Source organism: Pseudomonas sp. S1_E05, from assembly GCF_056337105.1.
Genome location: NZ_JBFRHM010000001.1, coordinates 3,230,868 through 3,257,163 on the forward strand (window position 1 = coordinate 3,230,868; position 26,296 = coordinate 3,257,163).

28 protein-coding genes, 1 tRNA gene and 3 pseudogenes are annotated in these 26,296 nt (G+C 58.0%); 13 read left to right on the top strand and 19 right to left on the bottom strand.

Features of this window, described 5'->3' with window-relative positions; translation table 11 throughout:
* The first annotated feature begins 86 nt into the window (after positions 1–86).
* The 4 genes from AB4N33_RS14925 (at position 87) to AB4N33_RS14940 (ending at position 2,317) form a co-directional block, all read left to right on the top strand.
* Positions 87–773, top strand: a complete 687-nt coding sequence (locus AB4N33_RS14925; protein WP_460117282.1) for a spermidine synthase — start codon at positions 87–89, stop codon at positions 771–773.
* 49 nt (positions 774–822) lie between these two features.
* Positions 823–1,194, top strand: coding sequence for a YajD family HNH nuclease (locus AB4N33_RS14930; protein WP_476457646.1), 372 nt, complete (start codon positions 823–825; stop codon positions 1,192–1,194).
* 188 nt (positions 1,195–1,382) lie between these two features.
* Positions 1,383–1,853: an RNA methyltransferase gene (locus AB4N33_RS14935; protein WP_095171660.1), complete on the top strand. Its 471-nt coding sequence runs from the start codon at positions 1,383–1,385 to the stop codon at positions 1,851–1,853.
* Positions 1,854–1,939: 86 nt separating this feature from the next.
* Positions 1,940–2,317: a YgaP family membrane protein gene (locus AB4N33_RS14940; protein WP_460140043.1), complete on the top strand. Its 378-nt coding sequence runs from the start codon at positions 1,940–1,942 to the stop codon at positions 2,315–2,317.
* 177 nt (positions 2,318–2,494) lie between these two features.
* On the opposite strand, the gene AB4N33_RS14945 is transcribed toward AB4N33_RS14940, so the two are convergent.
* Both AB4N33_RS14945 and AB4N33_RS14950 read right to left on the bottom strand, forming a co-directional pair.
* A complete protein-coding gene (locus AB4N33_RS14945; protein WP_460117283.1) occupies positions 2,495–3,724 on the bottom strand; it encodes a hypothetical protein in 1,230 nt (409 codons plus the stop codon).
* Positions 3,725–3,742: 18 nt separating this feature from the next.
* A complete protein-coding gene (locus AB4N33_RS14950) occupies positions 3,743–4,192 on the bottom strand; it encodes a YcgN family cysteine cluster protein (protein ID WP_460117284.1) in 450 nt (149 codons plus the stop codon).
* Positions 4,193–4,347: 155 nt separating this feature from the next.
* Between AB4N33_RS14950 and AB4N33_RS14955 the strand changes: the two genes are divergently transcribed.
* The gene (locus tag AB4N33_RS14955; RefSeq protein WP_460117285.1) at positions 4,348–4,941 is read left to right on the top strand and encodes a nitroreductase family protein; all 594 of its coding nucleotides are present in this window, start codon (positions 4,348–4,350) and stop codon (positions 4,939–4,941) included.
* Between the two features lie 145 nt (positions 4,942–5,086).
* On the opposite strand, the gene AB4N33_RS14960 is transcribed toward AB4N33_RS14955, so the two are convergent.
* The 5 genes from AB4N33_RS14960 to AB4N33_RS14980 form a co-directional block, all read right to left on the bottom strand.
* Positions 5,087–6,019, bottom strand: coding sequence for a D-2-hydroxyacid dehydrogenase (locus AB4N33_RS14960; RefSeq protein ID WP_460117286.1), 933 nt, complete (start codon positions 6,017–6,019; stop codon positions 5,087–5,089).
* Between the two features lie 119 nt (positions 6,020–6,138).
* A complete protein-coding gene (locus AB4N33_RS14965) occupies positions 6,139–6,432 on the bottom strand; it encodes a YcgL domain-containing protein (RefSeq protein ID WP_460140046.1) in 294 nt (97 codons plus the stop codon).
* Positions 6,429–7,562 carry a ribonuclease D gene (gene rnd, locus AB4N33_RS14970; RefSeq protein WP_460117288.1) on the bottom strand — a complete coding sequence of 378 codons (1,134 nt, stop codon included), beginning with the start codon at positions 7,560–7,562 and terminating at the stop codon, positions 6,429–6,431. The genes AB4N33_RS14965 and rnd overlap by 4 nt, the downstream gene beginning before the upstream one ends.
* 143 nt (positions 7,563–7,705) lie before the next feature.
* A complete protein-coding gene (locus AB4N33_RS14975; protein WP_460117289.1) occupies positions 7,706–9,355 on the bottom strand; it encodes a phosphoethanolamine transferase in 1,650 nt (549 codons plus the stop codon).
* Between the two features lie 169 nt (positions 9,356–9,524).
* Positions 9,525–10,907: a glutamine synthetase family protein gene (locus AB4N33_RS14980; protein ID WP_476457647.1), complete on the bottom strand. Its 1,383-nt coding sequence runs from the start codon at positions 10,905–10,907 to the stop codon at positions 9,525–9,527.
* 424 nt (positions 10,908–11,331) lie between these two features.
* On the opposite strand from AB4N33_RS14980, the gene AB4N33_RS14985 reads away from it, so the two are divergent.
* Together AB4N33_RS14985 and AB4N33_RS14990 are read left to right on the top strand one after the other, a co-directional pair.
* Positions 11,332–12,516, top strand: coding sequence for a cyanate transporter (locus AB4N33_RS14985; RefSeq protein WP_460117292.1), 1,185 nt, complete (start codon positions 11,332–11,334; stop codon positions 12,514–12,516).
* An 86-nt stretch (positions 12,517–12,602) separates the two neighbouring features.
* Complete coding sequence (locus tag AB4N33_RS14990) at positions 12,603–13,538, top strand: LysR family transcriptional regulator (protein WP_476457648.1); 936 nt, start codon at positions 12,603–12,605, stop codon at positions 13,536–13,538.
* Between the two features lie 2 nt (positions 13,539–13,540).
* Here AB4N33_RS14990 and AB4N33_RS14995 read toward each other — a convergent pair whose 3' ends face one another.
* From AB4N33_RS14995 to AB4N33_RS15005, 3 genes are all read right to left on the bottom strand, one after another.
* On the bottom strand, positions 13,541–13,906 hold the full coding sequence (locus AB4N33_RS14995) for a 5-carboxymethyl-2-hydroxymuconate Delta-isomerase (RefSeq protein ID WP_460117294.1): 366 nt from the start codon (positions 13,904–13,906) through the stop codon (positions 13,541–13,543).
* A gap of 57 nt (positions 13,907–13,963) precedes the next feature.
* Entirely contained in the window at positions 13,964–14,890 is a 927-nt protein-coding gene (locus AB4N33_RS15000; protein WP_460117295.1) for a LysR substrate-binding domain-containing protein, read from the bottom strand.
* Positions 14,891–15,015: 125 nt separating this feature from the next.
* The gene (locus AB4N33_RS15005) at positions 15,016–15,207 is read right to left on the bottom strand and encodes a YegP family protein (RefSeq protein ID WP_368557531.1); all 192 of its coding nucleotides are present in this window, start codon (positions 15,205–15,207) and stop codon (positions 15,016–15,018) included.
* Between the two features lie 419 nt (positions 15,208–15,626).
* Between AB4N33_RS15005 and AB4N33_RS15010 the strand changes: the two are divergent.
* Positions 15,627–15,809: pseudogene (locus tag AB4N33_RS15010) on the top strand (type II toxin-antitoxin system HicB family antitoxin); the annotation flags it as partial.
* A 19-nt stretch (positions 15,810–15,828) separates the two neighbouring features.
* Here AB4N33_RS15010 and AB4N33_RS15015 read toward each other — a convergent pair.
* Both AB4N33_RS15015 and AB4N33_RS15020 read right to left on the bottom strand, forming a co-directional pair.
* Positions 15,829–16,536: an SOS response-associated peptidase family protein gene (locus tag AB4N33_RS15015; RefSeq protein WP_476457649.1), complete on the bottom strand. Its 708-nt coding sequence runs from the start codon at positions 16,534–16,536 to the stop codon at positions 15,829–15,831.
* Between the two features lie 103 nt (positions 16,537–16,639).
* On the bottom strand, positions 16,640–16,825 hold the full coding sequence (locus AB4N33_RS15020) for a hypothetical protein (protein ID WP_476457650.1): 186 nt from the start codon (positions 16,823–16,825) through the stop codon (positions 16,640–16,642).
* Positions 16,826–17,342: 517 nt separating this feature from the next.
* Here AB4N33_RS15020 and AB4N33_RS15025 point away from each other — a divergent pair.
* The 4 genes and pseudogenes from AB4N33_RS15025 to AB4N33_RS15040 all read left to right on the top strand — a co-directional run bounded on the left by AB4N33_RS15025 (position 17,343) and on the right by AB4N33_RS15040 (position 19,578).
* Positions 17,343–17,627, top strand: a complete 285-nt coding sequence (locus AB4N33_RS15025) for a DUF3077 domain-containing protein (RefSeq protein WP_476457651.1) — start codon at positions 17,343–17,345, stop codon at positions 17,625–17,627.
* A gap of 158 nt (positions 17,628–17,785) precedes the next feature.
* Positions 17,786–17,950: pseudogene (locus AB4N33_RS15030) on the top strand (DNA-binding protein); the annotation flags it as partial.
* 362 nt (positions 17,951–18,312) lie between these two features.
* Entirely contained in the window at positions 18,313–19,293 is a 981-nt protein-coding gene (locus AB4N33_RS15035) for a hypothetical protein (protein WP_476457652.1), read from the top strand.
* 3 nt (positions 19,294–19,296) lie between these two features.
* Positions 19,297–19,578, top strand: coding sequence for an STAS-like domain-containing protein (locus AB4N33_RS15040; RefSeq protein WP_476457653.1), 282 nt, complete (start codon positions 19,297–19,299; stop codon positions 19,576–19,578).
* Positions 19,579–19,616: 38 nt separating this feature from the next.
* On the opposite strand, the pseudogene AB4N33_RS15045 reads toward AB4N33_RS15040, so the two are convergent.
* Both AB4N33_RS15045 and AB4N33_RS15050 read right to left on the bottom strand, forming a co-directional pair.
* A pseudogene (locus AB4N33_RS15045) lies at positions 19,617–20,819 on the bottom strand (ISL3 family transposase).
* 142 nt (positions 20,820–20,961) lie between these two features.
* Positions 20,962–21,291, bottom strand: a complete 330-nt coding sequence (locus AB4N33_RS15050; RefSeq protein ID WP_476457654.1) for a hypothetical protein — start codon at positions 21,289–21,291, stop codon at positions 20,962–20,964.
* Here AB4N33_RS15050 and AB4N33_RS15055 point away from each other — a divergent pair.
* Entirely contained in the window at positions 21,290–22,180 is an 891-nt protein-coding gene (locus AB4N33_RS15055) for a hypothetical protein (RefSeq protein WP_476457655.1), read from the top strand. The genes AB4N33_RS15050 and AB4N33_RS15055 overlap by 2 nt on opposite strands.
* A gap of 125 nt (positions 22,181–22,305) precedes the next feature.
* Here the strand turns inward: AB4N33_RS15055 and AB4N33_RS15060 are convergent.
* From AB4N33_RS15060 to dapA, 5 genes are all read right to left on the bottom strand, one after another.
* Positions 22,306–22,395: transfer RNA gene (locus AB4N33_RS15060), tRNA-Ser, on the bottom strand.
* A gap of 83 nt (positions 22,396–22,478) precedes the next feature.
* Positions 22,479–23,192 (bottom strand): phosphoribosylaminoimidazolesuccinocarboxamide synthase, encoded by a 714-nt coding sequence (gene purC, locus AB4N33_RS15065; protein WP_110966859.1) that lies wholly within the window; start codon positions 23,190–23,192, stop codon positions 22,479–22,481.
* A gap of 28 nt (positions 23,193–23,220) precedes the next feature.
* Positions 23,221–23,979, bottom strand: coding sequence for an MBL fold metallo-hydrolase (locus AB4N33_RS15070; RefSeq protein ID WP_460117300.1), 759 nt, complete (start codon positions 23,977–23,979; stop codon positions 23,221–23,223).
* 4 nt (positions 23,980–23,983) lie between these two features.
* Positions 23,984–25,099, bottom strand: coding sequence for an outer membrane protein assembly factor BamC (gene bamC / locus AB4N33_RS15075; protein WP_460117301.1), 1,116 nt, complete (start codon positions 25,097–25,099; stop codon positions 23,984–23,986).
* 17 nt (positions 25,100–25,116) lie between these two features.
* Positions 25,117–25,995: a 4-hydroxy-tetrahydrodipicolinate synthase gene (dapA, locus tag AB4N33_RS15080; RefSeq protein WP_460117302.1), complete on the bottom strand. Its 879-nt coding sequence runs from the start codon at positions 25,993–25,995 to the stop codon at positions 25,117–25,119.
* Positions 25,996–26,296 lie beyond the last annotated feature (301 nt).

Below are 26,296 nucleotides of genomic sequence, written 5' to 3' on the forward strand. Positions count from 1 at the left end.
TCCGTTAACCTTGTTGTCTGCTTGCAGGCTACTCCCAACTGCGCTCGTTTGCTTTCACCAATGCCCATTCTTCTCAAGAGAACCCCATGAAACGTTTCGTCCTGCTCGACACCGCCCCCATTCCTGGCAACGGCGGAGCCCTTTGCCTGTTCGAATACGGCGAGGACTTTGTCATCAAGATCCAGGGCGGGGATGGCGGGCAACTGATGAACACGCGCATGCACGGCTCCGAAGATGCGCTGGCCGAGATTCCCTGCCGCAAAGTCGCCGGACGTCCGAATTCGCGAGTGCTGATCGGTGGCCTGGGCATGGGGTTCACCCTTGCTTCGGCGCTCAAGCACCTGGGCAAAAATGCCGAAGTGGTGGTCGCCGAACTGGTGCCTGGCGTGGTGGAGTGGAACCGCGGGCCGCTGGGCGAAAAGGCCGGCAACCCCCTGCAAGATCCTCGCACGGTGATCCGCATGGAGGACGTTGCCAAGGTGCTGCAAGCCGAGCCCCAAGGGTTCGACGCCATCATGCTCGACGTCGACAACGGCCCGGAAGGCCTGACCCAGCGTGCCAACAGCTGGCTCTACTCCGCCAGTGGCCTGAGTGCCTGCGCCAAGGCCCTGCGGCCCAAGGGCGTGCTGGCGGTGTGGTCGGCCAGCGCCGACCGGCTGTTTTCCGACAAGCTCAGGAAAGCCGGTTTCAAAGCCGAGGAAGTGCAGGTCTTCGCCCACGGTAACAAGGGCACCCGCCATACCATCTGGGTTGCCGAGAAGCTCAAGGGCTGAGCTAAACTGCATCCATAACCGTCATTAGTCTTTTTACAAAGGTGAACCCATGAGTTCGTCCACCCCTGCCAACACGTCGAAACTGGACCGCATCCTCGCCGACAACCAGCGCGACAAGGAAATGGGTTACCGCGACAAGGCCCTGAAGATGTACCCGCATGTGTGCGGCCGCTGCGCCCGTGAGTTTTCCGGCAAGCGCCTGAGCGAACTGACCGTGCACCACCGTGACCACAATCATGACAACAACCCGCAGGACGGCTCGAACTGGGAGCTGTTGTGCCTGTACTGCCACGACAATGAGCACTCGCGCTACACCGACCAGCAGTATTTCGACGAAGGCTCGCTGAGCACGCCGAAGATCGCCAAAGCGACGCACAACCCGTTTGCGGCGTTGGCTGGATTGATGAAGAAGGAAGACTGAAGGTTTTCGCTGGCCGATCTGGCCTCATCGCGGGCAAGCCCGCTCCTGCAGTGGATTTGTGAACGACAAGCCCCCTGTAAGAGCGAGCTTGCTCGCGATGAGGCCGGCAAACTCACCGCAAATCTCAAACCGACACCCCTCCCCCAATCCCCGTATAATCGCCGTTTTTTCCCGAAGGCACCGCGCTCGTGGCAGACAAACGGTACAGCTGCATTGGTTTGTATAACCCCAAATCACCGGAAAACGTCGGTTCGGTCATGCGCGCCGCCGGCTGCTATGGCGTGGCGTCCGTGTTCTATACCGGAAAGCGTTACGAGCGCGCCGCCGACTTCGTCACCGACACCAAGCGTGTGCATTACGACATTCCGTTGATCGGCATCGACGATTTGAAAAAAATTCTGCCGCTGGGCTGTGTACCGGTTGCCGTGGAACTGGTGGAAGGGGCTCGCTCGTTGCCGGAATACACCCATCCGGATCGTGCCCTCTACATCTTTGGTCCGGAAGACGGCTCACTGGATAAAGAGATCCGTGACTGGTGCGAAGACGTGGTCTACATCCCGACCACCGGTTGCATGAATCTTGCGGCCACGGTCAACGTCGTGCTCTACGACCGCATGGCCAAAGGCCTGAATACCCGCTCGGGTCCGAAATTTCGCTGAACCGCTGCATATCCGATGGAACAAGCCGCCCGCCCAGGCAGTCAGCTTAGTTATCTGAAACAGTCAAACCTGCCAGGAGACAGATCATGAGCGAACTCAAACGCGTTGAGCGCATCGAATCCACCCCGTTCCAGAGCCCCTCCGATAAAAACGTTCACGGTTGGGAACGTGTTGGGTCGTTGGCGGGTGGGGCGGTGATGGTCGGCAAGGGCCTGCGTCGCGGCGGTATCCTCGGCCTGATCCAGGTGGCCATCGGCGGCGTGGCGTTGGCACGTGGCATCACAGGGCACAGTTCTGCCAAGAGCCTGTTGGAAAAAAGTCGTCAGGACATGAACAACGTGCGGGCGAAGATCGAGCGGGCCGGAGAAGAGTTGGGCCGGCTGAAAGCCAATGCCGAGGCGGCGACCAGCACGGCGACCGTGACGGGCAATGATTCGCTGAAGTCGCCTAAAGCTGGGGTCTGACCCAGCGTTCCCCCACTCCCCTGTAGGAGCGAGCTTGTCGAGGCGTCGAACCGTCGCGATGGTGGCTCAGACACCGCTGGCATTCAGACTGCCCGCGTCATCGTTGACGACCATCGCGACGGTTCGACGCCTCGACAAGCTCGCTCCTACAGGGGACGGGGGGGCCGGGAGACAGGGTTATTGAAGTAATTCGGTATTGAGCACCCTCGACGACTCACCCATCACGCTCTCGGACAATTGCACGAACGCTTTGGTGTCCACACTCTCCAGGCGCATCGCCCCGCGCATCACATCATCCAGCGAACGCTTGTTGCGCGTTTTCAGGCGAATTTCGCGATCCAGCTCCTGCAGCAGCAACACCGCCTTCGCCACTTGCGCCGGGCTGGCCTGGGCATCGCGCAACGTGGTGACTTTCTGGCTGTCCTTGACCAGCCGGGCATGCAGGGTTTCGTAGCGCTCATCACTGATCCCGCCCGCTCGCCGCACAAGCTCGATCGCGTAATACTCGGCCAGCCCCTCGCTGATCCAGTCGCTGCGATGGGTATCGTTGACCCGTCCGAACACCTGGACCAATTCGCGCACGAGCGCGCTGCTCCCGCTTTCACTGACCAGCGGCAGACGCGTATTAAGGTAGATCGATTCACGGGCTGCCAGGCTGCCGCGCCACAGGGGGTCATTGGCGCCGACTATCAGCAGTTTGCTCGGGTGGCGCGGGAACACCGCCTGCACTTGCGGCCAAACGAAGGTGAGCAGCGTCAGCACGTCCATTCGGCGCATACCCTGGCCCTGGGGCGAAGCGACGGTGACTTCGGTCTCCCCCAGCCGAGTTCGACGGCTGCCCAGGTGGCCGGCGAGCATCCAGCCCGTGGGTCGGTCGAACAGGCGCGAGACGTTGTCGATGCGGAATTTGTTCTTGCCAATGCGCGGCCACGCGGTTTCGATGCTTTTCCAACCGCTGGGCAATTCGAATTCGAGGCGTGATACCAACTCGATGCCGTCCTGCTGATCGAGCCGGGCGGCAGGTACCAGATCATCGCCACGCATCAGCGCCCAGGTTGGCGTCATGCGGGTGTCGAAACTGCCATTCTTGCGGCTGTGGCTGATGCGTACGCGGTAGGTCAGGCTGGCCTTGTCGGCAGCCGGACGCCAGACACCGCGCGCTTGCTGGCCAGGCGTGAGCTGCCATTGGCCGTCGGCCTTGAAGTCGCTGTAGTGACTGCCGTCGCCGAGATCAAAATCCAGGCTGCGCACCGTCGAGCCCTGGGCCAGAGTCAGGCGAACTTCCGCTTGATCGCTTTGCGGGAGCAGGCGCACGTGGTAATCCAGATCCACCTTCTTCGCCGCCCACACCGACGAACTCAGGGCCACCAGCCCGACGGCCAGCGCCAGGCGCAATCCCACAGCCATACACCCTCCTTGTTCACACTAACCTGCGCGGAAAATCAGATGATCTTCCCAATCCTCTTCAGCCACGCTGCCTTCGGCGAGCATGCGCCCGGACTGGGAAATGCGTTCGTGGTGCACGGCGTCGCGATCGCCACACACCAGGTGGTGCCACAGCGGCAGATCCTTGCCTTCACTGACCAGGCGATAACCGCAAGTGGGCGGCAGCCACTTGAATTCATCGGCCTTGCCCGGCGTGAGTTGAATGCAGTCGGGGACGGATTTGCGGCGATTGGGATAATCGCTGCACTGGCAGGTTTTCAGATCCAGTAATTTGCAGGCGATACGCGTGTAATAAACGCTGTTGTCGTCTTCATCTTCGAGCTTTTGCAGGCAGCACAGCCCACAACCGTCGCACAGCGATTCCCATTCCTGCTGATCGAGCTGATCGAGGGTTTTACGTATCCAGAACGGTTCGACTTTGGCGGCCATGGCTCAAGCATCAACATCAGGTGGTGAAAAGGCCGCCAGTCTAGTGCCCGGCGCCGTGCGGGCCAAGCATTGGCGACTACCGGTACAACGGGACTTGTCAGTGAGTGCGTCGGCAAGTAGCTTAGCCTGTCGCTTCGATCCCAAGGAAACCCTGCATGAGTGCCACTCCACGCGTTGCCGATTATGCCATTCACCCGCAATTCACCGATCGCTGGTCGCCTCGCGCCTTCACCGGCGAAGCCATCCCGGAAGAAACCCTGCTGAGCTTTTTCGAAGCCGCACGCTGGGCGCCATCGGCCTACAACTCGCAGCCATGGCGTTTTCTCTACGCCCGTCGCGATACGCCGAACTGGGAGCGTTACCTGGGCCTGCTCAACGAATTCAACCGAGCGTGGGCACAACACGCTTCAGCGCTGGTGATCGTGATCTCGAAGACCACCTTCGTCGCACCCGGCGCCAGCGAAGAAACCCCGGCCCTGTGGCACACCTTCGACACCGGTTCCGCCTGGGGCCACCTGGCACTGCAAGCGAGCATCAGCGGCTGGCACACCCACGGCATGGCCGGTTTCGATCAGGAGCTGACCCGCAAGGAGCTGAACATTCCTGAAGGTTACGCGCTGCACGCGGCGGTGGCCGTGGGCAAGCTGGGCGACAAGGCGACGCTGGCGGAGTACCTGCAAGCGCGTGAAGTGCCCAGCCCGCGCCGGCCGTTGAGTGAAACGGTAGCTGAAGGCGATTTCACCCTCTAACAAACACCACCCTCCCCTGTAGGAGCGAGCACGCTCGCGATGGATGTCAACGATAACGCTGGGCATCTGACACCCGGCGCTGTTCTTGCGACCATCGCGACGGTTCGACGCCTCGACAAGCTCGCTCCTACAGGGGGGCGGGGTGTCAGTATCCGCGATTGAAATCCACTTCCCCGCGCAGCGCCTCGCCCGCGTGATACGCGCGCAGGTTCTCGATGAACAGCTTGACCATCATCGTCGGTGACGTTGGCGCTGAGCTGTGGCCGGTCAGCAGCAAGCCCCAGGCCGTCCAGAACGGGTGACGCTGCGGCAGCGGCTCCTGACGGCAGACGTCGATCACCGCGCCCGCCAGATGTCCTTCCTTCAACGCTTCCACCAGGTCTGCGTCGACCACCGCCACACCGCGTCCGACGTTGATGAACAAACCGGTCGACTTGAATCGCTTGAACAGAGCGGCATCGTACAGATCATGGGTGTTCGGCGTGTTAGGCAGCAGGTTGATCACGTAGTCCACTTCACCGACAAGACGTGGCAAGTCGCCCAGCGCGCCCACTTCGATAAAGGGTGCCTGCTCCCGTGCTTCGCTGGCGATACCATACAACTCGACGCCAAACGGCAGCAGAAACTCTGCGACCGTTTGGCCGATGTCGCCGGTGCCAACGATCAACACTTTGCGCCCTGCCAGGCTCTGGCCCTGGCGGCTGTCCCACTTACGCTCGACCTGACTGACCAGGCGCGGCAGCACTTCACGTTCGTGGCCGAGCATGTAGGTGAGTACATATTCGGCCATGACCTGACCGAAAATGCCTACCGCGCGGGTCAGGCGATAGTGCCGTGAAAGGCCGTCGGCCAGCAGTGGCGTAATACCAGCCCAGGTCGACTGCAGCCATTGCGGCTTGTGCCCTTGGCGTAACAGGGTGGCCAGCAGATCAGGCTGCCCCAGCCAGATCGGGCATTCGGCGGCCTGACGCGCCAGCTCGGCCGAATCGCCGCTGGTCAGCACTTCGAGATCGGGTGCGGCCTGGCGCAACAATTGGGCATATATAGCGTGGTCGTGTTCGGCAATCAGAACGCGCATGTTTCAAACCTTTCAAAAGCAGTGCAGACGGCCGCCAAGGAAGCCTCGTCCCCTGGCCTGGCCATCGCCAAAATCATTCCAGTATTTCACGCCGACTCTGAACAGAGCCTGTCTGCCGGTCACACCGGGTCGTTGCGTCGCAACAATTCTTCGGGCAAATGCTCGATGTACTCGTCTTCGGCCGGAGGCATTTGCAGGTGGTAGCCCTGCTTGTCGAGGTTTTCCAGGACCACGCCGATGTCCTCGCGCGACAGCTTGCGCTCGGGGCTCAGCACCAGATCGAACGCGTGGATGGCCTTGCCGAACGCGGCCAACAAAGGTTCCGGTACGCGCTCAAGGGCATCGCTCTTGAGCACATACAGGTACATTTCGTTTCTTTTCGAACTGCGGTAGATGGAACAAATACGTTTCAAGGCTGTTCTCCGGCGTTGTCCAGGCTGTCGAGCAGCGCCTGGCCCATCAATTCGCGGCGCCAGCCACGCAGCGAATCAGGCAATTGATAAGGACCGTTGGGAAAGCCGCTCTTGAGCAAGGCTTCCAGGGTTTTCTTGCGCAACATCAACTCTGGCACGATGGCCAGACGCTCAGCCTCGGCCTGGCCGATGGCCTTCAACTGTTTGAGCAGCGCGGCGGCCTCCACCGGCAGGGGCTCCGGCACGGCAGGCGGCCACTGATCGGGCGCTACACTGCCAGCGCGCTTGATCAAATCAAGCAGAAACTCACCGTCCTGGCGTACGGTACGCGGGTGCATGTCTTCGATTTTCGCCAGAGCCCCCAGGTTGTCCGGTTGCGTGCGCGCCAGGGGCCACAGCGAGTGTTCACGGATGATTCGGTTGCGCGGCAGGTCACGGGCACGGGCTTCACGCTCGCGCCAGGCGCATAGCTCACGCAGCACGGCGAGCTGAGCGCGGGAAAGCTTCCACGCCAGCTTGGCATCGCGATAGACCTCGTACGGATCGATCTCCCGACGTAGATTGGCCACCAGCTCGGCGCCATCCTCCAGAACCCAGGCAAATTTCTCGTCAGACAGTTTTGGACGTAGTTGTACGAATACCTCGGCCAAGTGCAAGGCGTCTTCAGCGGCATAGCTGATTTGGGTCTCGGACAGCGGACGCTGCAACCAGTCGGAACGGGTTTCACCTTTGGGCAACTCGATACCGAGCACTTCCTGCACCAGCCGCGAATATCCCATGGAAAACCCGAGGTTCAGGTAACCGGCGGCCAACTGCGTGTCGAACAGCGGGGCCGGCAAGCTGCGGGTCAGGCGCAACAGCACTTCGAGATCTTCGCTGCAGGCGTGCAACACCTTGACCACCGCCGGGTTTTCCAGCAATGCGGCCAGGGGTTTCCAGTTGTCGACGGTCAACGGATCGATCAGATAAGCGCGTACGCCATCGCCGACCTGCAGCAGGCCGGCGATCGGATAAAAGGTGTCGACCCGCATGAATTCGGTGTCGAGTGCAACGTAGGGCAGCTGCTGCCACTCGGCGCAAAACCGGGCGAGGCTATCGTTGTCGCGAATCCAGTGAATATCGATGGCCACACGGCTCTCCCTTGAAGAATGGCGCGCAGTATATATCGCCCCCGGCGATTTCCGCGCATCCACTGAACAAGAGCTTTAGCGAAAAAGCCTACCTAATGGCAAGAATTGCCTGATGGAGGGACGTCACCTGCGTTGTAGGAAGGTCACTCTTTGGCCAGAACGCCATCGATCACAGCCCCACGGCAGCCGGAGAACATATCCAGGTCGTGGTTGTAGACCTTGCTGCTGACCTCCAGCAGGCCCAGCATTGAGTGGAACAGGTTGTCCTGGCTCAACGGCTTGTCACGGCTCAGTTGCAAGCAATGGGTGTCGACCGAGAACGATTTTTGATAGCTGTCGGAAAACCAGGCCAACATGGCCACGTGTTTCTGTTGTTCGGGTGCCATCATGTAGGGCGTGCCGTGGAGGAACAAGTTGTATTCGCCCAACGATTCGCCGTGGTCTGACAGGTACAGCATGGCCGTATCGACTTTGTCCTGATTCTTGCGCAACAGGTCGATCAGGGTCGAGAGCACATGATCGGTGTACACCAGCGTATTGTCATAGCCATTGACGATGCTCTCGCGACTGCAATTGTTCAGGGCATTGCTTTCGCAAACCGGGGTAAACCGTTCGTACTCTTTTGGATAACGCTTGAAATATTCCGGCCCGTGACTGCCCATCTGGTGCAACACCAGCACGGTGTCTTTATCCAGGGTGTCGATGAAGTGCTGCAAACCCTGCAAGAGAATTTCATCGCGGCATTCGCTGTTGGCGCACAGTGCCGGGTCTTTCAAATTGCTGACATCCTCGAGCGTGACTCGATCACACGTGCCTTTGCAGCCCGACTGATTGTCACGCCAGATCACATCCAGACCCGCGCGCTTGAGCACATCCAACAGGCCTTCTTCGTTTTTTGCCTTGCTGGCGTTGTAATCCTTGCGACCCATGTTGGAAAACATGCACGGCACCGATACCGCTGTCTCCGTGCCGCAGGAATGCACATCAGTAAACGCGATCAGGCCTGCCTGCTTGTCCAGTTGAGGCGTGGTATCACGTTTGTACCCCAGCACGCCAAAATTCTCGGCACGGGCACTTTCGCCCACAACCAATACAGTCAGGGACTTTCGGCCATGGGTCTGCCAGACCGGGTTTTTCTGCGCATCCTCCCCGATCTTCACGAAGGGTTGCTGGGCCGAGGCGACCTGTTCGCGCAAATAGCTGATCGAAGCGCCCACATAGTTGCTGGGCACCACCATCAAGCGCAATTCGTGGTGATTGCGAAACAGCGAAGAAAGCCCCTGATAGTTGACCAGTGCAATGCCGCCAATCACCGCTATCGAGGCCACACTGACCAAGACCTTGCTCAGCAACTCCCGATGCCAGCGGCGATAACTAACCGGTGTCTTCCAGAGCAACCACGACGGCAATATACCCAGCAAAACAATATAAACAGCCATCTTTAACGAGAGTAAATCACGCACTTCCGTTGCATTGGTTTGAGCAAAGTTGCGCAACATGCCGGTGTCGATCATGACCCCGTATTGCGCCATAAAATAAGCCACGCCCGCGCTGACCATGAACAAAAACGTCAACAGCGGTTTAAGAACTGGCCGGAACGCCAACAACGTCAGCACAATGTTGAAGGCCGCCAGGATCATCACGCCAAACGCCGCCCGCATCGCCAGGCCCTGAGCGTCGGTCGCGGTGATTTCAAACAGGTGCTGCCAGAGTACAGAGTTGAAACCCAATAACAGAAAGGCGCTGGCAATCAGTGTCACCCATTCAGGGCGCACGGCTTTGAACTTCAACATGATGATCGACTATTTCCTTGAAAGAGATGCCGTCGATAAATGTGAAAATTTCATTTATCGCGACGGCTTCAATTTTGGGCAGCCATCCATCAATTTTTTGTGAAAAAGAAGCCAACGATTAGTTGGCCTCAATAATTTGCAATGAACTCTGGTGGTATTTGAGAATGATTCAGGCCTGGTTCAGATACCAACGCCAATCCTGTTCGCCAACTTCTCCCATGAACTGTCGGTACTCGGCCCGTTTCACGGCCAGGTAAACGCCGAGAAATTCGCTGCCCAACGCCCCCTGCGCCCAGCTCGAGCCTTCCAGCGCGCGAAGGGTGGTGAGCCAGTCGGTGGGCAGCAGTTTCGTCGCCTGGGCGTAGCCATTGCCTTCCACTGGCGCGCCCGGGTCCAACTGTTCACGGAGGCCGCGATGGATACCTGCCAGGATCGCCGCAGCGGCTAGGTACGGATTGGCATCGGCGCCGCAAATGCGATGCTCGATGTGTCGCGAGAACGCCGGGCCTCCCGGGACCCGCAGGCTTACCGTGCGATTGTCGACGCCCCAAGTGGCGGCGAGCGGCGCGTAGCTGTTGGTCTGGAAGCGGCGGTAGGAGTTGGCGTTAGGGCAGAACAGCAATAAAGAGTCCAGCAAAGTCGCAAGCATGCCGCCCACCGCATGCCTGAGCAGCGGTGTCCCGTCTGCAGCTTCACTGGCAAACAGGTTCCTGCCCTCGCGATCCGCCAGGCTGACGTGCATGTGCATGCCGGTGCCCGCCAGATCATCGAAGGGCTTGGCCATAAAGCATGCTGTCATCCCGTGCTTGTGCGCCACCCCCTTGACCAGGCGCTTGTAGCGCACAGCTTCATCCATCGCCTGCAACGCATCGCTTCGATGCTCAAGGGTGATTTCAACTTGCCCCGGCGCGTACTCGGAAATCGCCGTGCGTGCCGGGATGCCCTGGAGTTTGCAGGCGCTGTACAAATCGGCCAGGAACGGCTCGATCTGCTCCAACTCACGCAACCCGTAGACTTGCGTGCCTCGCGGCCGCCCGCCATCGACATCTCGCGCCGGTTGCGGCCGACCGTGGCTGTCACGCTGTTGGTCCAGCAGATAAAACTCCAGTTCCGCAGCCATCACCGGGTAATAGCCGTCGGCTTGCAGGCCTTCAATCACCTTCGCCAGCAAGTGCCTGGGGTCGGCGATAGTCGCCGGCATGCCCTCGGTCGGGTGCATGCTGACCTGCACCGCCGCCGTCGGCATCAAGCGCCACGGCATGCGCGTCAGGCTGCCACTGATCGGGTAGGCCCGGCAGTCGATATCGCCGACATCCCAGACCAACCCGGAGTTTTCCACGTCTTCGCCGTTGATGGTCAGTCCCAGGATCGTGCTGGGCAAGGGACGTCCGCTTTCGTAAATCGGCAGTAATTCATCGCGATGCAGCAACTTGCCCCGCGGCACCCCGTTGTTGTCGAGGATGAACAACTCGAACATCTCGATATCCGGGTTCTGTTGCAGAAAAGTCAGGGCTTCTTCCGGGGCGGCGAAGGAGGTTCGGGCACAACTCATGGGCATTCTCTTGTTTCCGCGTCAGGCAGACGCACACGCGCTGCCGATTTGATCCCGGTGCATCACACGGGACCTGTAGGATTTTCTAACGGGAAAGGCAGGAGTCCGGCGGGCGCGCGTGACGACAATGCCACAACGCCCAGAAGGCGAGTTCGGAAGGGAGTGCGTCCGGACAACCGTCCATAGGGAAGACCGCAGTAAACAGATGCTCAGCAGCGTCACATGCCGGGATAAGCAGTTAAATCGGGATTTGAAGAACCTTGGTTGTCAGATGGCTAAACATTCCGGATACACCGAAGATGGCGCGAGCAAGCCCACTCCCACAGGGACGGTATTTAATTTCTAAATACCACCCCGGACTTTCTGATTTGCGGCCCAAGCCCCTGGCGCATGTAATTCCGTTCTCGCCCATCAAGGTTCGACCATGGAAAACATCCGCGCCACCTCTCGCCCCGCCCTCCTCCTGATGGTCACCATCATGCTCGTCGCGCTTAACTTGCGCCCCTCCATGGCCGCTGTCGGCCCGCTGCTCTCGACGATTCGCGGCGACATCGCCCTGAGCTTCAGCCTCGCCTCGCTGCTGACCATGCTGCCGGTCATGGCCATGGGGTTGGCGATGTTTCTTGGTCTGCGCATCAGCCAACGTTTTGGCGAGCAACGTACCGTAGTGGTGTCGCTGCTGATCATTGGCCTGGCGACGGCATCTCGACTTTTTCTCGATTCCGCACTCGAACTCATCATCAGCGCCATAATGGCCGGCGTCGGCATCGCGTTGATCCAGGCGTTGATGCCGGCACTGATCAAGTCGCGATTCAGTGACAACGTTGCCGTCTGCATGGGCCTGTACGTCACGTCAATCATGGGCGGTGCAGCCATTGCGGCGTCTTTTTCCCCGCTGGTGATGATGCGTTTCGATAGCTGGCGCATGGGACTGGCGATTTGGGCCGTGTTGGCGCTATTGGCGTTGGTGTTCTGGTTGGGTCAACGCTCGACAGTGCCTGCGCTGCCCGCTCCCGCGCGACAAAACGGTTCATGCTTCGCCAATTCCCGCGCGTGGCTGCTCGCCATCTTTTTTGGCCTGGGGACGGCGTCCTACACCTGTGTACTGGCCTGGTTGGCACCGTACTACGTAGAAAAAGGCTGGAGCGAGCAGAACGCTGGGCTGCTGCTGGGCTTCCTGACCGCCATGGAGGTGGTGTCGGGCCTGTTGGCGCCCGTCATCGCCAATCGCAGCCGAGACCGACGCGGGGTGCTGATGGCATTGTTGGCGCTGATCATTGCAGGGTTCATAGGCCTGATTCTCAGTCCTCAGCACCTGAGCCTGTTGTGGCCTTGCCTGCTGGGGCTGGGCATCGGTGGGCTGTTTCCCATGAGCCTGATCGTGTCGATGGATCACCTGGACAACCCGCAACAGGCCGGCGCACTGACGGCCTTCGTCCAGGGCATCGGTTATCTGATCGCCGGTGTCTCACCGCTGATTGCGGGCGTGATCCGCGATCAACTGGGTAGCTTCGAATGGGCCTGGTGGTCACTCACTGGCGTCGTGTCGCTGATGATACTCATGGCCGTGCGATTCAACCCAAGGCACTACGCCCGCCATATTCATTGATACGGCGGTGAAAACACCTACAGGGCATTCTCTCGACATCCTCGTTCCGCTAGGATCCAGCGCATGGACCACAGCGAGACGAATGGATGCTTAACAGTAACCAGCTCAGAAAGCTCGACATGCAAGACCTCATGGTGTTTGTCGCCCTGTATGAGCAAAACAGCGTCACCGATGCATCCGAAACGCTCTGCGTCAGCCAGTCCACCGTGAGTTACTGCCTGAAAAAGCTGCGCACTGGCTTCGCGGACGAGCTGTTCATCAACACCCGCACAGGCATGCAGCCCACCGGCAAAGCCAGCGGCATGTATGCCCACGTGTTGAAAATCCTCGAAAGCATCAATTTATGTCATACCGGTACAGAAGCCTTCGATCCCGCGCGGCAACCGGTCACCTTCAATATCTGCGCACCGGAATACTTCGAACAGTTGATTCTGCCGCGCCTGTTGAAGCGTTTTGCTTTTGCCGATCTCCCCGTGGTGATCAACATGCAGAAGCTTGAAAGCGACATCCCCGCCGATGCATTACGCAAAGGCAGTCTCGACCTGGTGATTGGCTTTGGTCCGAACTTTCACCGGCATCACACCGACCTGAACGTGCGAACGTTGCTGGAGGATGAACTGGTGTGTGTCTTCGATAGCAGCATCAAGCCGCTGGCGCCGCGCTTGAGCCTGCAGGCTTTCGCCGGGTACCGGCATGTGTTTCCGACACCCTGGATCTCCACCACCAACATGGTCGACGGCTGGTTGGCCCAGCAGGCGCACACACGGCACGTCGTAGCACGCGCCAACAGTTATGGGGCGGCACTGAAACTGATCGTCGGCACCGACTACATCCTGGCCATGCCCCGCCGCATCCAGCAATTGCTGGCCAACGACGACACGTTCATTCACTGCGAAGCCCCCGAAGATTTGCCGGGTTTCACCCTCGACATGCAGTGGAGCCTTCATGTCGAGCAGAACGCAGCCAACACGTGGCTGCGTGAACAGGTGTTGCAGGCCTGCGCCGAACTGGACCTCGGCTGAACTCAGTGACTGATGAGGACTTTGCTGTAGGTCTCTCGATCCATATCGACGATTTCCACCGCCAACTGGACTTCCACACCCGCTGGCCAAGGCCCCAGGTCCTGAGCCACCGCCAGCAGGGCTTCCGACAACTGCTTCTTGATCTGCGGCGAGCGGCCGCTCAACAGCGCAAGATTCACATACACGAACGCCCGCTCATTCAACGCGGTGCCGACCTTGAACGTTTCGACTTTCACCGCACGGCTCTTGATATCGGACTCGGCGCCAAACTGACCGGAAGCCACCAGCGCATTATTGAACCGCAGCAGCGCCACATCGGCATTCAGCTCGGGCAGGTTGGCGGTGTATTCCATGTGCAGGTGAGGCATGTCGTGGTTCCTGATCTTATTGAGAAAGGTCGTACATATATCACAGAGTTGTCTGGCTTACTGAGGGATCGCTGACTCAAAGCGCTCACTCATGAACGCCTCCAGTCGGGACCGCAACCAACGCTCGGCCGGGTCGGTATCGACATGGCTCAGCCAGACCATCGAAAGATCGAGGGTGGGTGTCTTGAAGGGAAACGGCTCGACGAACAAATGACCGGAAGCAGCCATGGCTGTCGCCGTGTAATCCGGCAGGCTGGCAATCAGGTCCGTCCCGGCGAGCAGGGCCGGCAACGAGCTGTATTGCGGCACAGAGAGCACCACCTGACGCGTACGACCGATCTCTGCCAGCCACTCGTCAGCGTAACCACTGACGTTGGCCGTGTGGGAAACCAGAACGTGTGGGCGTGAGCAATACTCGTCGAGGGTCAACGGCGTGTCGGACGCATCGGCGCGCAGGATACTGGGCTGGATGTGCCGCAGCAGCTTGCGCTTGGCATTGGCCGGCAGGCCACGCGTCTGGCTGATGCCAACGGTGATGTCACCGGAGGCCAGCAAATCGGGAATCCGCCAGTAATCGACATGCTGCACCACAAACACCACCTTCGGCGCTTCCTGGCGCAGGGCGCGCAGCAAGGGTGGCAAAAGGCCGAACTCGACATCGTCGGACAGGCCGATACGGAAAGTCATGGTGCTGCTGGCAGGGTCGAAATCATGGGTCAGGCTCAAGGCTACCGACAGCGAATCCAGAGCCGGCGACAGGTACTGGATCAGCTCCTCGGCCCTGGCCGTGGGCTCCATGCGATGGCCTACCCGGATGAACAACGGATCATTGAACATCGTGCGCAAGCGATTGAGCGCCGAACTGATCGTCGGCTGACCCAGAAACAGCTTCTCCGCCACCCGAGTGACATTGCGCTCATGCATCAAGGTTTCGAACACCACCATGAGGTTGATGTCGGCCTTGCGTAGCTCATTACGATTCATCCACTGCCCCCGATCTCCCGTCTGCCGACAGTTTAGGTAGCGGGTGCAAGTGGCGTCTATGCGACTGAAGCAATTTGCAGGTTGAATTGAAGCTGCTCCGGTTGAACAGCTTCGTCGACAGCTCTCTAGATTTCCTTCAGCGGCGTCTGATCGTGCGTCCCTTTGATCAGGTTGATGGCATGCACGCAATCGGCCTTGTTCACGTACGACTCGCCACTGGCAATCGTCTCATGGTTCGCCGCCCTCAAGCGCCACCGCCACTGGCCCCTGCCCGTCTGGGGAATGCCACGGGTTTGCCGGTAAATCTCGAAATACATGGTTCGCTCCTTGCGATGGTTGAGACCTGTGATGCGAAACCAGAGTAGATGAGGTGGGTGGATGGTGGAGGGATTGAGTGTCAGGGGATATTTCGCTGAAAGCGCAGTGATTTGCGTGGCGCCCAGTGAATCGGGGCGGTCGTCATTTCGGCTACTTGATTGCGTAATTCATACGAAGTGATCAGCTTCCTTTTCTTACAATGGAGTGTGGCTGTCCGGTGCTCTTTACCGGCCCACCTGCCGCATCCCTCCGCTGGCCAACTCAACAGACGTACCTCACGTAGCTTCCAGACTTTGCCTACACCCTCGCAATAGCCTCGCTCGATATTCTGAGTGCCGCCAATAAAGGTGCTGATTCCGACAACGCGGAAGCCAACTGTGCAGCGCCCGGACTTTTCTTGAACAGATAGGAGTGCCCCGTGAACGTGATGAATTACAACGGTTACGCAGCGCGTATCGAATACAGTGACGAAGACGGGTTATTCGTCGGCCACCTCGAGGGAATCAGCGACGTTGTAGGCTTTCACGGAGAGTCGGTCAGCGAGCTGCGAGCTGCATTCGAAGAGGCCGTCACCGACTATCAGCAAACATGCGCCAAGCTCGCACACCCTCTGATACAAGTTAAAACAGACTGCCGTTTATAGGGCCTTCCTCCACCGGCCTTATCAAATGCGGGCCCTGATTGCGCACATTCCCGACCGCGCGATCCACCTGATACCACTCAAAAACCTCAGTCGGCTCGCCCTGCAGCAACGCCATCTGCTCCGCCCGCTCCCTCGGCGTGGCGGGGTCCAGCCATTCCCTGGCCAATTGCGGGGACAACGACACTGGCCGCCGATCGTGAACATCCACCATTCCGCCTTCACTGTCGGCGGTGATGATCACAAAACCGTCGTCCTCGCTGGGCCCGTGCTCGGCATTCGGGTACTGACCAATGGCGGCACAAAGGATGGTCCCCCGGTCCCGACGCCGAATCAGGTAGGGCTGCTTCTTCGGCCCTCCCTCATCCACCCATTCAAACCAGCTATTGATTGCAATGATCGCGCGATGCGGCCATATCGCCCGAAAAAAAGGCCCATGAGCAACCTTCTCCACTCGGGCATTGATCGGCGCAGCTCGTTCCCTGGCCCAATGTGGCCGCCATCCCCAGCGCACCCTATCCGCGTGCAGGTAGCCGCTCTCCTGATGGAAGAGCGCCAGCTGGGTAGTCGGCGCCGCGTTGTAGCGATCAAGCGGTTGGTCGCCCACATTGTTCACCAGCGGATTGGGCATGCTCAGCGCGGCAACAAAATCATGAATGCCGTGGTACTGGGAAAGGCGTCCGCACATGGGAGGGTTCTCCTGCCGGGCTGATTGCTGGGCCTGCTGGAGTTTGGACGCGGTTGGGAGGGATTTGTTGCGTTGGATGGCAGCGCCTGTTCAGTGGCCGGGATCAGATCAGCTTTGCCAACAGCCAGATGGCTACAAAGGTGATCAGGGCTGACGCCGCGCCGAGGGCGAATGGAATCATGGCTGCCCGAAGCGGATTTGGCGATTGGCGGCGCATCTCCGTCGCTAGAGATGCGATTTCGAGGCGCAGTTGTTCAATTTCTTGATTTCGACTCTCACGGTCTGGCATCTGGATAGTCCTCAAATTTTGGCTTCGATCCCTTTCCAGACACTATCTCGCGCCTCAAGCCATCCCGACTATCGGGTGACTCCGGTCTATTTTGTAGGCAAACTCCGGGCGTTGAGTAAGGCGATACGCAAACTGTGTTTTTAGACACTTTGCCGCCTTGTCGTTCTTTTCCTCGACGGGATAGGCTCAAGACGTCGCTGCAAACACAGCGAACGGGCTTGGTAACCCGACGAGTTACACAACAGCGCCACTGACATCTTTTGCGAGCTGCTTTCGAGCTTGCAAACTCTGTTATGGCGGTTGTGCGCGGGACGCTCTCGAGCGTGCCGGTCTCCTTGACTCCCGGTTTACCAACCTGCGCACAGCTGCCACCCAATTCGCTTGGTAACGAATCGGCAGCTCCCTATGTCAAGGAGCTAGACATGCACACTGCAAACCCCAGCAAAGCCAGTCGTTTCACTCAACGTAGTCCCGTGCCACTCAGTCTCTTTAAGCTCATCCTCGCAGGAGGTGCCCAATGAGCGACAAGACTGAACTGACCACCATCGGCCTCACACCCTTTTGCTACACCAACAATGAAGCACTCTTCCGAGTGAACCCAGGCGTCCCCATCAATGACGCCCTGTCGCAAGCCTCGGACCTGCTCTTTCTGGCCAAACTACTGGCAATTGATGCCGCCTACACCAAAGACAGCGACCGCCACACCTGGGCTGCGCATTATCTGACGGCCATGGGCAAAGCCGTCATCGACGACGTGCACAAGGTACTGACCCGATGGCCACCGATGAAGACCGACGCTTAAGCCATTGATGATCAATGCATCGAATAGCCCCGTAACTATTCAGCTACGGGGCTATTTCATCGCAGTCCGGTACCGACGCCTCCTCGTGATCGATCGAGGGATAAGAACTCATCGACATCAATGAGGCCAAAGCCTCATGCCAGATACAAGGAGAAAAAATGGCCATTAGCGCTCGATCTCACGAACATAGCGTTCTGGTAATGCTTCGAGACGATGAAGCATTTGCCATCGAATACCTTTCAGTAGCCCTTGATGAAATTGATGAAGCGGGAGGGAAGGACGCTTTACTCGTTACTGTCCGTCGCTTGTCTACGGCAAAGGGATGGAATTGGCTACGAACGCAGAGCCAGATACCAAAAAATGCCTCGTAACTTCTCAGTTACGAGTTTTTCTAGGCTATGGAGGTGAGATGAAAACTCGAACCCTTGTACAAGCGCCTCTGGGCCACTTCAGCCCAGAAAAGACATGGGTACCATCCTTTGCCACTGGCATCGTGCTCTCCATGACGGACCAGAATCAGTCCTAGTTATCCCATAAGCTTTCACTAGCCTTTCGCTCGGCAAGGCACCGCGTACTTTTTCGGCATTTTTCGTGCTCAGGGGAAGCCTGCAAGCGGCACTGGCATTTTGTAACCGAGTGAATCAAAATCTGCCTTCGATTGGATTTGCTCTACATGGAGGTTCCGTTGGCCGGACTTATTGCGGCGCTTAATATGTTGCCTACCCGTTTCGCTTTCAATGGCGGCAGCAACCTCGCTTTGCCGAAGCAGTACTACAGTTCGGGTTTCGTTGCGGTACTCGCCGCGTTCTTACGCAGCAAGAGCCTGACCCCTGAGCAGTTTTCTTGCCATCACGAGTACAACGCCGGATACCTCAGAGCAATCGGGCTGTCGAAGTCAGTCTGGGGTATCGATGATTACAAACAGAAACGAATTAATGCTGGTGCAACCTACGCGCCGCTGACGCATCTTGACTCACGAGATGCGGTCGACTCGGGCACAGGACAGATAAACAGCTGCCTACGCGCAATGGCGAATTCTGCGTCAGTTAATTACACTCAGAGCCCTGTGTTCACGGAGCTGCAAGCCGTAGTTGGCGAACTCCACGATAACGTCTGGTCACATGGTATGAACAGCGGGTTTTCTACCGCTCAGCGGCGTAAATGCCCCAAAGACGGAGTCCTGATCGAGTTTTCCCTTGCAGACTGTGGAATGGGGTTTCGTAACGAACTGCAGAGGGCGCGCATCCCAGGCATTACCACTCATCGGGAAGCTATAGAGTGGTGCCTTGAGAAAGGCAATAGTAGCAAACTGGCAGCTAAGCTAGATCCATGGGCTCAAAGTGTGCCTGATGACTTTTTGGGCGCGTCTCCGTTTCAGGCTGGCGTTGCCACGTACCAGAACACTGGAAACCACCATCAAGGCTTGGGGTTAGCAAAACTCTTCAGCCTTGCTAAACAGTACGATGGCCTTCTATATTTAGCTTCTGGAGATCACTACCTAGAGCTTCAGAATGGAAACCTTTCGTACCACGAGCTGTCCCATTCCTGGCAAGGGGTAGCAATTTCCTTGGCTATCAAGGAATCGAGTTTTGTCGCTGGTGGACAGCCTATGCAGGATGTTGATTCGGTTGATATTTTTGAATTAATGAATGTACTACGAGGCTAAATCATGGAAGCGTATACTTTCGAACGTACTGACCTTGCGTCTCGGTCGTTGGCGGCTAAGGAAAGAGCCACTATCGAAAGCTTGCTCTCGACAAACGACACCGTGAAGGTCGACCTAGCTAAAGTGTCTTCGATTTCTGAATCCTACGCCGATGAGCTGTTTGGGGTTCTGGTACTTCAGCGCGGGCTGGAATACGTAACGAAGCACCTCCGTATAGTTAACGCTGCTGACAGCGTGCTACGACCTATTGCAGTTGCTATGAAACGACGAATAGCTGCTGCATAAAAAAACCCGGCGTTATAGCCGGGTTTTTTTATGGTCCTTCACGGATTGCCGGGAAAGTCGCTCTTGATCTTTATGAAAAAGAATTCGCTGCCCCGGTAGCCGTAGGTCATACGCTGAATCACCTTGATGCGGTTGTTGATCCCCTCCAGTTGACCGGTGTGCATCGGCCAGCGAACCCTGCTCAAAATACCCCGCCAGTAACCCTTCAAGCGTTTAGCGAACTGCTTCAAAGCCGGTATTCGCTTTCATTCGCCAGACGTAACCAGTGCTTCCAGGTCGATCTCCAGCCCCAAGCGGTAAGGGGCGAGGGAGTGCTTTGAGCTCTGCCTTCATCAAGTAAACCGTCATCGGTGATTGGTTCGCAGCCAGCAGATCCTGCAGATGCACCTGCTAATCATCGCTCTTGAGGTTTTCCGGATTGCGCAGCAGTAACCACCGAGCGTGCTTGATGACCTTGCGGGCAGGTTTGTCATGGCGCAGGCAGTTGGCCTCATCGACTCGTACACGGTCAATCACTTCTCGGCCGTATTTGGCCACCACAGGAAACAGGTCATAGACCACTCGTGCTAGTGGGCAGTGCTGGCGCACCTCAAGGTAAAATGCAGTATTCATGTCCATGGCCACCGCCTCAATTTGCGAACAGCCTTCAGGCCCCAGCTCTTCGAAGAAGGGCCTGATTGCGGCTCGGCTGCGACCTTCGCCGACCCACAGCACCCGACGGGTATCGGCATCCAGCACAACGCTGGCGTATCGATGCCCTTTGAACAGGGCAAACTCGCCCATGACCAATCGCCTGAGGCGGCTACAGGCAGCTTATCCAGTTCCGCCTGTAAAGCCCTTCGCTCTAGTAATCGCACGCTATCCCAGTGCAATCCGAATAGTTGAGCCACATGCAAGGTAGGCAGCCGTCGGCAGGTTTGGATGACGGCTTCAGTCAAGCGGCGCGTCATCCGGGAGTAACGATCAAGCCAACTGACAGCCTCCATGCGTTTGCCGCAAGCGTCACATCCAACTCGTCCGAGTTCGACGTTCAGCCGCACCAGCCGTCCAAGGATGGGCAGGTCACGAATGAGCCGCTGCCAGTATTCATGGGTGGTTGTGCTGGGCTCGTTGCAGCCGCTGCAGGTAGGAAATCGGCTGACCTGGGGGATGAGATCGATCTGTAGCACGTCACCATCAGGCTTAATGGAGACGACAGAAAAGCCCTCCCAAAACGGAAGGAAAGTAATAATATCGCGCATAAAAACGCCGGTTTGTTAGATGTGTTTGCTCGCACGAACATCATCAATCAAATCGGCGTTCTAGTTTCTGTGTTTCCCGGGATTACGTGAAGAACCAAATTTCAGGTGGGATGACTTGGGAGATGCCAGAAACCGGCCTTGGTTATTTTTGGTCGTCACTATGTAAAAGAAAGTATTTCATTTGTTCTTCGGTCATGCCGTGTTCTTTGGGGATGAACTGCCAGCAATGAACCGGAACACTGTCATCCTTTCGAGGAATGTTTGCAGCGTAGAACGCCACTCTGATTGCCTCGGCAACTCTCGCCCCATCGTGCAACGCGTTCAACTGGGTTGCGAAAACCGTCTGTGCTGCCGAGCCAGCTTTATGAGAGAGGTGACCGGAAGTGTGGGAATAGAAGTGATTCATGCAATATGCAGATTGCGAGAGCGTTTCGTACTCAGGATCAAGCCCATCCGCAAAAATGACCGCCATGGCGGCACCGCCGCTCAGCATTCCAAACAGTACAATTATTGCCGCTATCCGTGCCTTCATGATCAACTGCTTCCGAGTGAAACCACCATGTTACGGGGCGATATTTCTTTCTGCCACGATGGGCATGGCGATGCTTTGTTCCATCCTACTCAACCACTGCAAGGGATTGCCGATGCTCCATATGTTTATGCCGTTTGATCAGCACTTTGATTCAGGATTTGGTGCCGTGGCGGATTCCTTTAGGTACTCCGCTGACGCACTCGATGACAACCCACAGGACGCGGGCCTGAACTCACATCTCCCCATTAGCTTCCTGTACAGACACGCTATCGAGTTGTATTTGAAGTCAGGAATAATCCTTCTACATCGGAAATACGCCATTCCTTACGGGGACACCCCACCCGATGGCGAGCCAAGTGTCTTGGTAGGACAGAAGCGAAAGCCCTTGTATAACGTTCATAATCTTGCCCCCCTGTACACCGAGTTTCACACGCTTCTTGCTGCCTTAGCCGAGCCGCTATCACTTATTCCAGGGACACTCCCTGAATATTGGACGCTACCTACGGAGTTAGATGAATGGATAGCAGCGATCGAACAGACCGACTCGTCGAGCACGTTCTTCCGCTACCCGGTTACGAAAGATACTGAGCGAGACAGTCAGAAATCCACAATTCGACGCGATGAAGTCGAATCTTTGGTGGAGCGAATGCACAGCGATGGCCCGGCGGTAAAAGCCATGCTGATGCTCAATAATGATGGTGAAGTAGTCCAGGCATATTCCCACGACGATACACAAAACAAGGAAGTCATTGCCATCCTCAGGCAGGCGGCAGAGATGCTCCACGATATGCGCGCAATGATGTCGTATACGCTAGTCGGTGGTCGGTAATATCAGTATTAACGTTGTGTTATAGCTCCCGCCGACAGGGATCCCTATCGGAGTGGTCAAACCGAAAAAACACCAAAAACAAAAAAGCCCCGTAACTTCTCAGCTACGGGGCTTTTTCTATGTAATGGCGGAGAGATAGGGATTCGAACCCTAGGTACCCGCGAAGGTACAACGGATTTCGAATCCGTCCCATTCGGCCACTCTGGCATCTCTCCAACGGCGCGCATCATAACAACACTTTCGTCGGAAGCGAACCCCCCAAGCGAAATTTTTCCGTGCTATCAGATGCTTGCGTCGATTAAAGCGGTACGCCCAGACGGTTGGCGACTTCTTCGTAGGCTTCGATAACGTCACCGAGGCCCTGACGGAAGCGGTCCTTGTCCATCTTCTTCTTGGTGTCCTTGTCCCACAGGCGGCAGCCGTCCGGGCTAAATTCGTCGCCCAGGACGATGGAACCGTCGCTGAACACGCCGAATTCAAGCTTGAAGTCGACCAGCAGCAGGCCGGCGTCGTCGAACAGTTTGCTCAGAATCTCGTTGACCTTGAGCGACAGTTCTTTCATGCGTGCCAGTTGCTCGGCGGTGCCCCAGCCGAAGGCCACGACGTGGGATTCGTTGATGAACGGGTCGCCCTTGGCGTCGTCCTTCAGGAACAGCTCGAAGGTGTAAGGGTTGAGCTTCATGCCCTCTTCGACGCCCAGGCGCTTGACCAGGCTGCCGGCGGCGTAGTTACGCACGACGCACTCGACCGGAATCATGTCCAGCTTCTTGACCAGGCACTCGTTGTCGCCCAGCAGCTTGTCGAACTGGGTCGGCACGCCGGCAGCTTCGAGCTTTTGCATGATGAAGGCGTTGAACTTGTTGTTCACCATGCCCTTGCGGTCGAGCTGTTCGATGCGCTTGCCGTCGAACGCCGAGGTGTCGTTGCGAAACAGCAGGATCAGACGGTCAGCGTCGTCGGTCTTGTAAACCGATTTGGCTTTGCCGCGGTAGAGTTCTTCACGTTTTTCCATGATGGGCTCCGCTTGCTAAGTAGATGGGCTAGGCGATGTGTCGCCAGTCGAGCCCTGAATCTTGATCGGCCAGTTGCAGCCAGTCGGGGTCGCACCCGAGGGTGTCGACAAAACATTGCCGGGCCAGCTGCGGCAGGTTGTTCTTGCTGCTCAGATGGGCCAGGACCAGGTGTTGCAGGCCTTGCCAGCCCAACTCGGCCACCAGGAATGCCGCCTGGTGGTTGTTCAAATGTCCCAGTTCGCCGCCCACCCGCTGCTTGAGAAAGTAGGGGTAGTGACCGCGAGCCAGCATGTCCCGGCAATGGTTGGCCTCGATCATCAACGCATCGAGGTCGCTATAGCCGTCCAGCACCTTGTTGCAGTAGGAGCCCAGGTCGGTCAGCAGGCCGAAGCGGCGCTCACCATCGCTGAACACATATTGCGTCGGTTCCTGTGCATCGTGAGCCACGGCAATGACATCGACGTTCAGGTGACCGATCTGCAGTTGCTCGCCACCTGCCAGCAAGCCCGCAGGCTCAATGGGTTTGCGCATCCCGCGCAAGGTCCCGCGACTGAGGTAGACAGGCAGATTGTAGCGCCGAGACAGCAAACCCACGCCATGCACGTGGTCGGCATGCTCGTGGGTCACGAGTATCGCGCTCAGTTGCGCCGGATTTACACCCAGGCGCAACAGGCGTTTTTCGGTTTCCCGCAGGGAGAAACCACAATCGACCAGCACATAGGTTTCAGCGCTGGCTATCAGCGTGCCGTTCCCTTGGCTACCGCTGCCGAGAACGGCAAAACGCATGTGATCAGCCCAAGTTGTCCTGAATCACGCTCAACACTTTGCGCGCCACGTCAGCCGGCGCCACGGTGTTGATGTTTTTCTCGACGGTGACTTCGACGTTTTCGCCGACCTTGCTCAGGCGAACCTGATAACGCTCGGCACGGGCTTCGATCTCTTCCTTGCTTGGACCACTGCCAAACAGACTGCTGAAGAAACCAGGCTTGTCGTCTTTCTTCTCGGCCTTTTCGGACAAGTTGATGTAGTACAGGCCCAGGCTGCGGTTGATGTCTTCAACGCGCCATTCGCCTTGCTCCAGTGCACGACCCACGCTCGACCAGGCACGATCCAGGTCGTTGCCCACGTTCAGGACAGGGTTGCCGCTACCGTCTTCGGTCAGGCTGACACGGCTTGGTGCGTCAAAATCACGGGAAGCCAGCATGGACACCGAACCGCCCTTCTCGGAGATACGGCTCATGCTCGCCAACATGTCGTCGACCAAGGCTGCGTCCAGGCCGGTGTTGACCGAACGGTTGGTGAATTCCACATCAGCGGTGCTGCCGGCGGGACGTTCGGCGCTCACCACATAGATTTCGCTGGTGTTGCGCTGCACGCCCGGCTCGATGCGCACCCGCACGCGGGTTTCGCTGTCAGCAGCGACACCGGCGGCGCTCAAGCGTTTGCCGATAGCCGCGGACAGCTCATCGGAACGCTGCCAGGTGGTGGTGAATTCACCGGTTTGCGGACGCTGTTCATCCAGGCGGAAACCGTTGTCCTGAAAGAACTGAACAGCCACTGGCCAGGCTTCGGCCGGTGGGTTCTGAGCCACGATCCAGCGAGAGTCGCCGGTTTTCTGCAGCGAGTAGGCACTGGCATCAGCCGCGGCGGACAGCGGCTGCGGACGAGGGACGATGTACTCGCCCTTGGCGGTGTCGTCGGCCACGTTGCGCGGGATCGGCAACAGCGGATCCAGGCGCTTGGCGGTCGTCACGTCCGGTGGCAATTGCATAGGTGCAGTCTGTTGCGCTTCCAGGTAGTCGCTACCACGGTCGCGGAAATAACCTTCCGGGCCCCAGATCCATCCACAGCCACTGGTGCTGGAGATAATCAAGGCAAGTGCGGAAAGTCCGGCCAATCGCTTCATGCGTAATGCTTCCTCAATTAAACCAGGACGCCGGACTGGCGCATGGCCTGCCGCAGCGGTTCGTGACAGGCCGCGCTGAGCCAGGTGAGCGGCAGACGGATACCGTCCGGCATCAGGCCCATCTCATGCAGCGCCCATTTCACGGGGATAGGGTTGGATTCGATAAACAGGGTTTTATTGAGCGGCATCAGCTTTTCATGGATCGCCCGGGCAGTCACGGCATCGCCTTTCAGTGCCGCGTTGCACAGGTCCGCCATGTCGCGTGGGGCGACGTTCGCGGTGACCGAGATGTTGCCCTTGCCGCCCAGCAGGATCAGTTCCACCGCCGTGGCATCGTCACCCGACAGCACGATGAAATCTTTGCTGACGCCGTCGATGATGGCTTTGGCGCGGTCCAGGTCGCCGGTGGCTTCCTTGATACCGATGATGTTTTTCACGGTCGACAGGCGGATGACCGTCTCGGCCTGCATGTCGCACGCGGTACGGCCAGGCACGTTATAGAGGATCTGCGGGATGTCGACGGCTTCGGCAATAGCCTTGAAGTGCTGGTACAGGCCTTCCTGGGTCGGCTTGTTGTAGTACGGTGTTACGAGCAGGCAGGCATCGGCGCCAGCGGTCTTGGCGTTGGTGGTCAGTTCGATGGCTTCGCGGGTCGAGTTGGCGCCAGTGCCGGCAATGACCGGAATGCGCCCTGCCACCTGCTTGACCACGTAGCGGATCACTTCGATGTGTTCGTTGACGTCGAGCGTCGCCGATTCACCTGTGGTGCCGACCGCCACGATGGCGTGGGTGCCGTTTTGCAGGTGAAAGTCCACCAGTTTGCTCAGGCTGTCCCAGTCGAGACGACCCTGTGCATCCATTGGTGTGACCAGTGCCACCATACTGCCCGCAATCATGCAACCGCTCCTGCCGGAAAAAGAGAGCCGTAATGGTACTGGCGCCAAGATGCTTGCACAAGCGAAGTACTGCGCTGCCGCCATTCCCCTTGGCGCCGCTTTTCGCTACCCTTCAGACTTTGATCGTTACTGACAAGCTCGCACGCCGGGTTCCAGCCTCCATTTTCGGCATTTCCAGCCCCGATCCAGCGTTGCCAGCCCCCGCTCCCGCCATACCGGAGCACGTTGCAACCCTGGGGCTCGGTTTTTCCGAGTTTGCATATACAGGCTCGCCCCGGTCAAAAAAGCCTTTGGAAGTCCC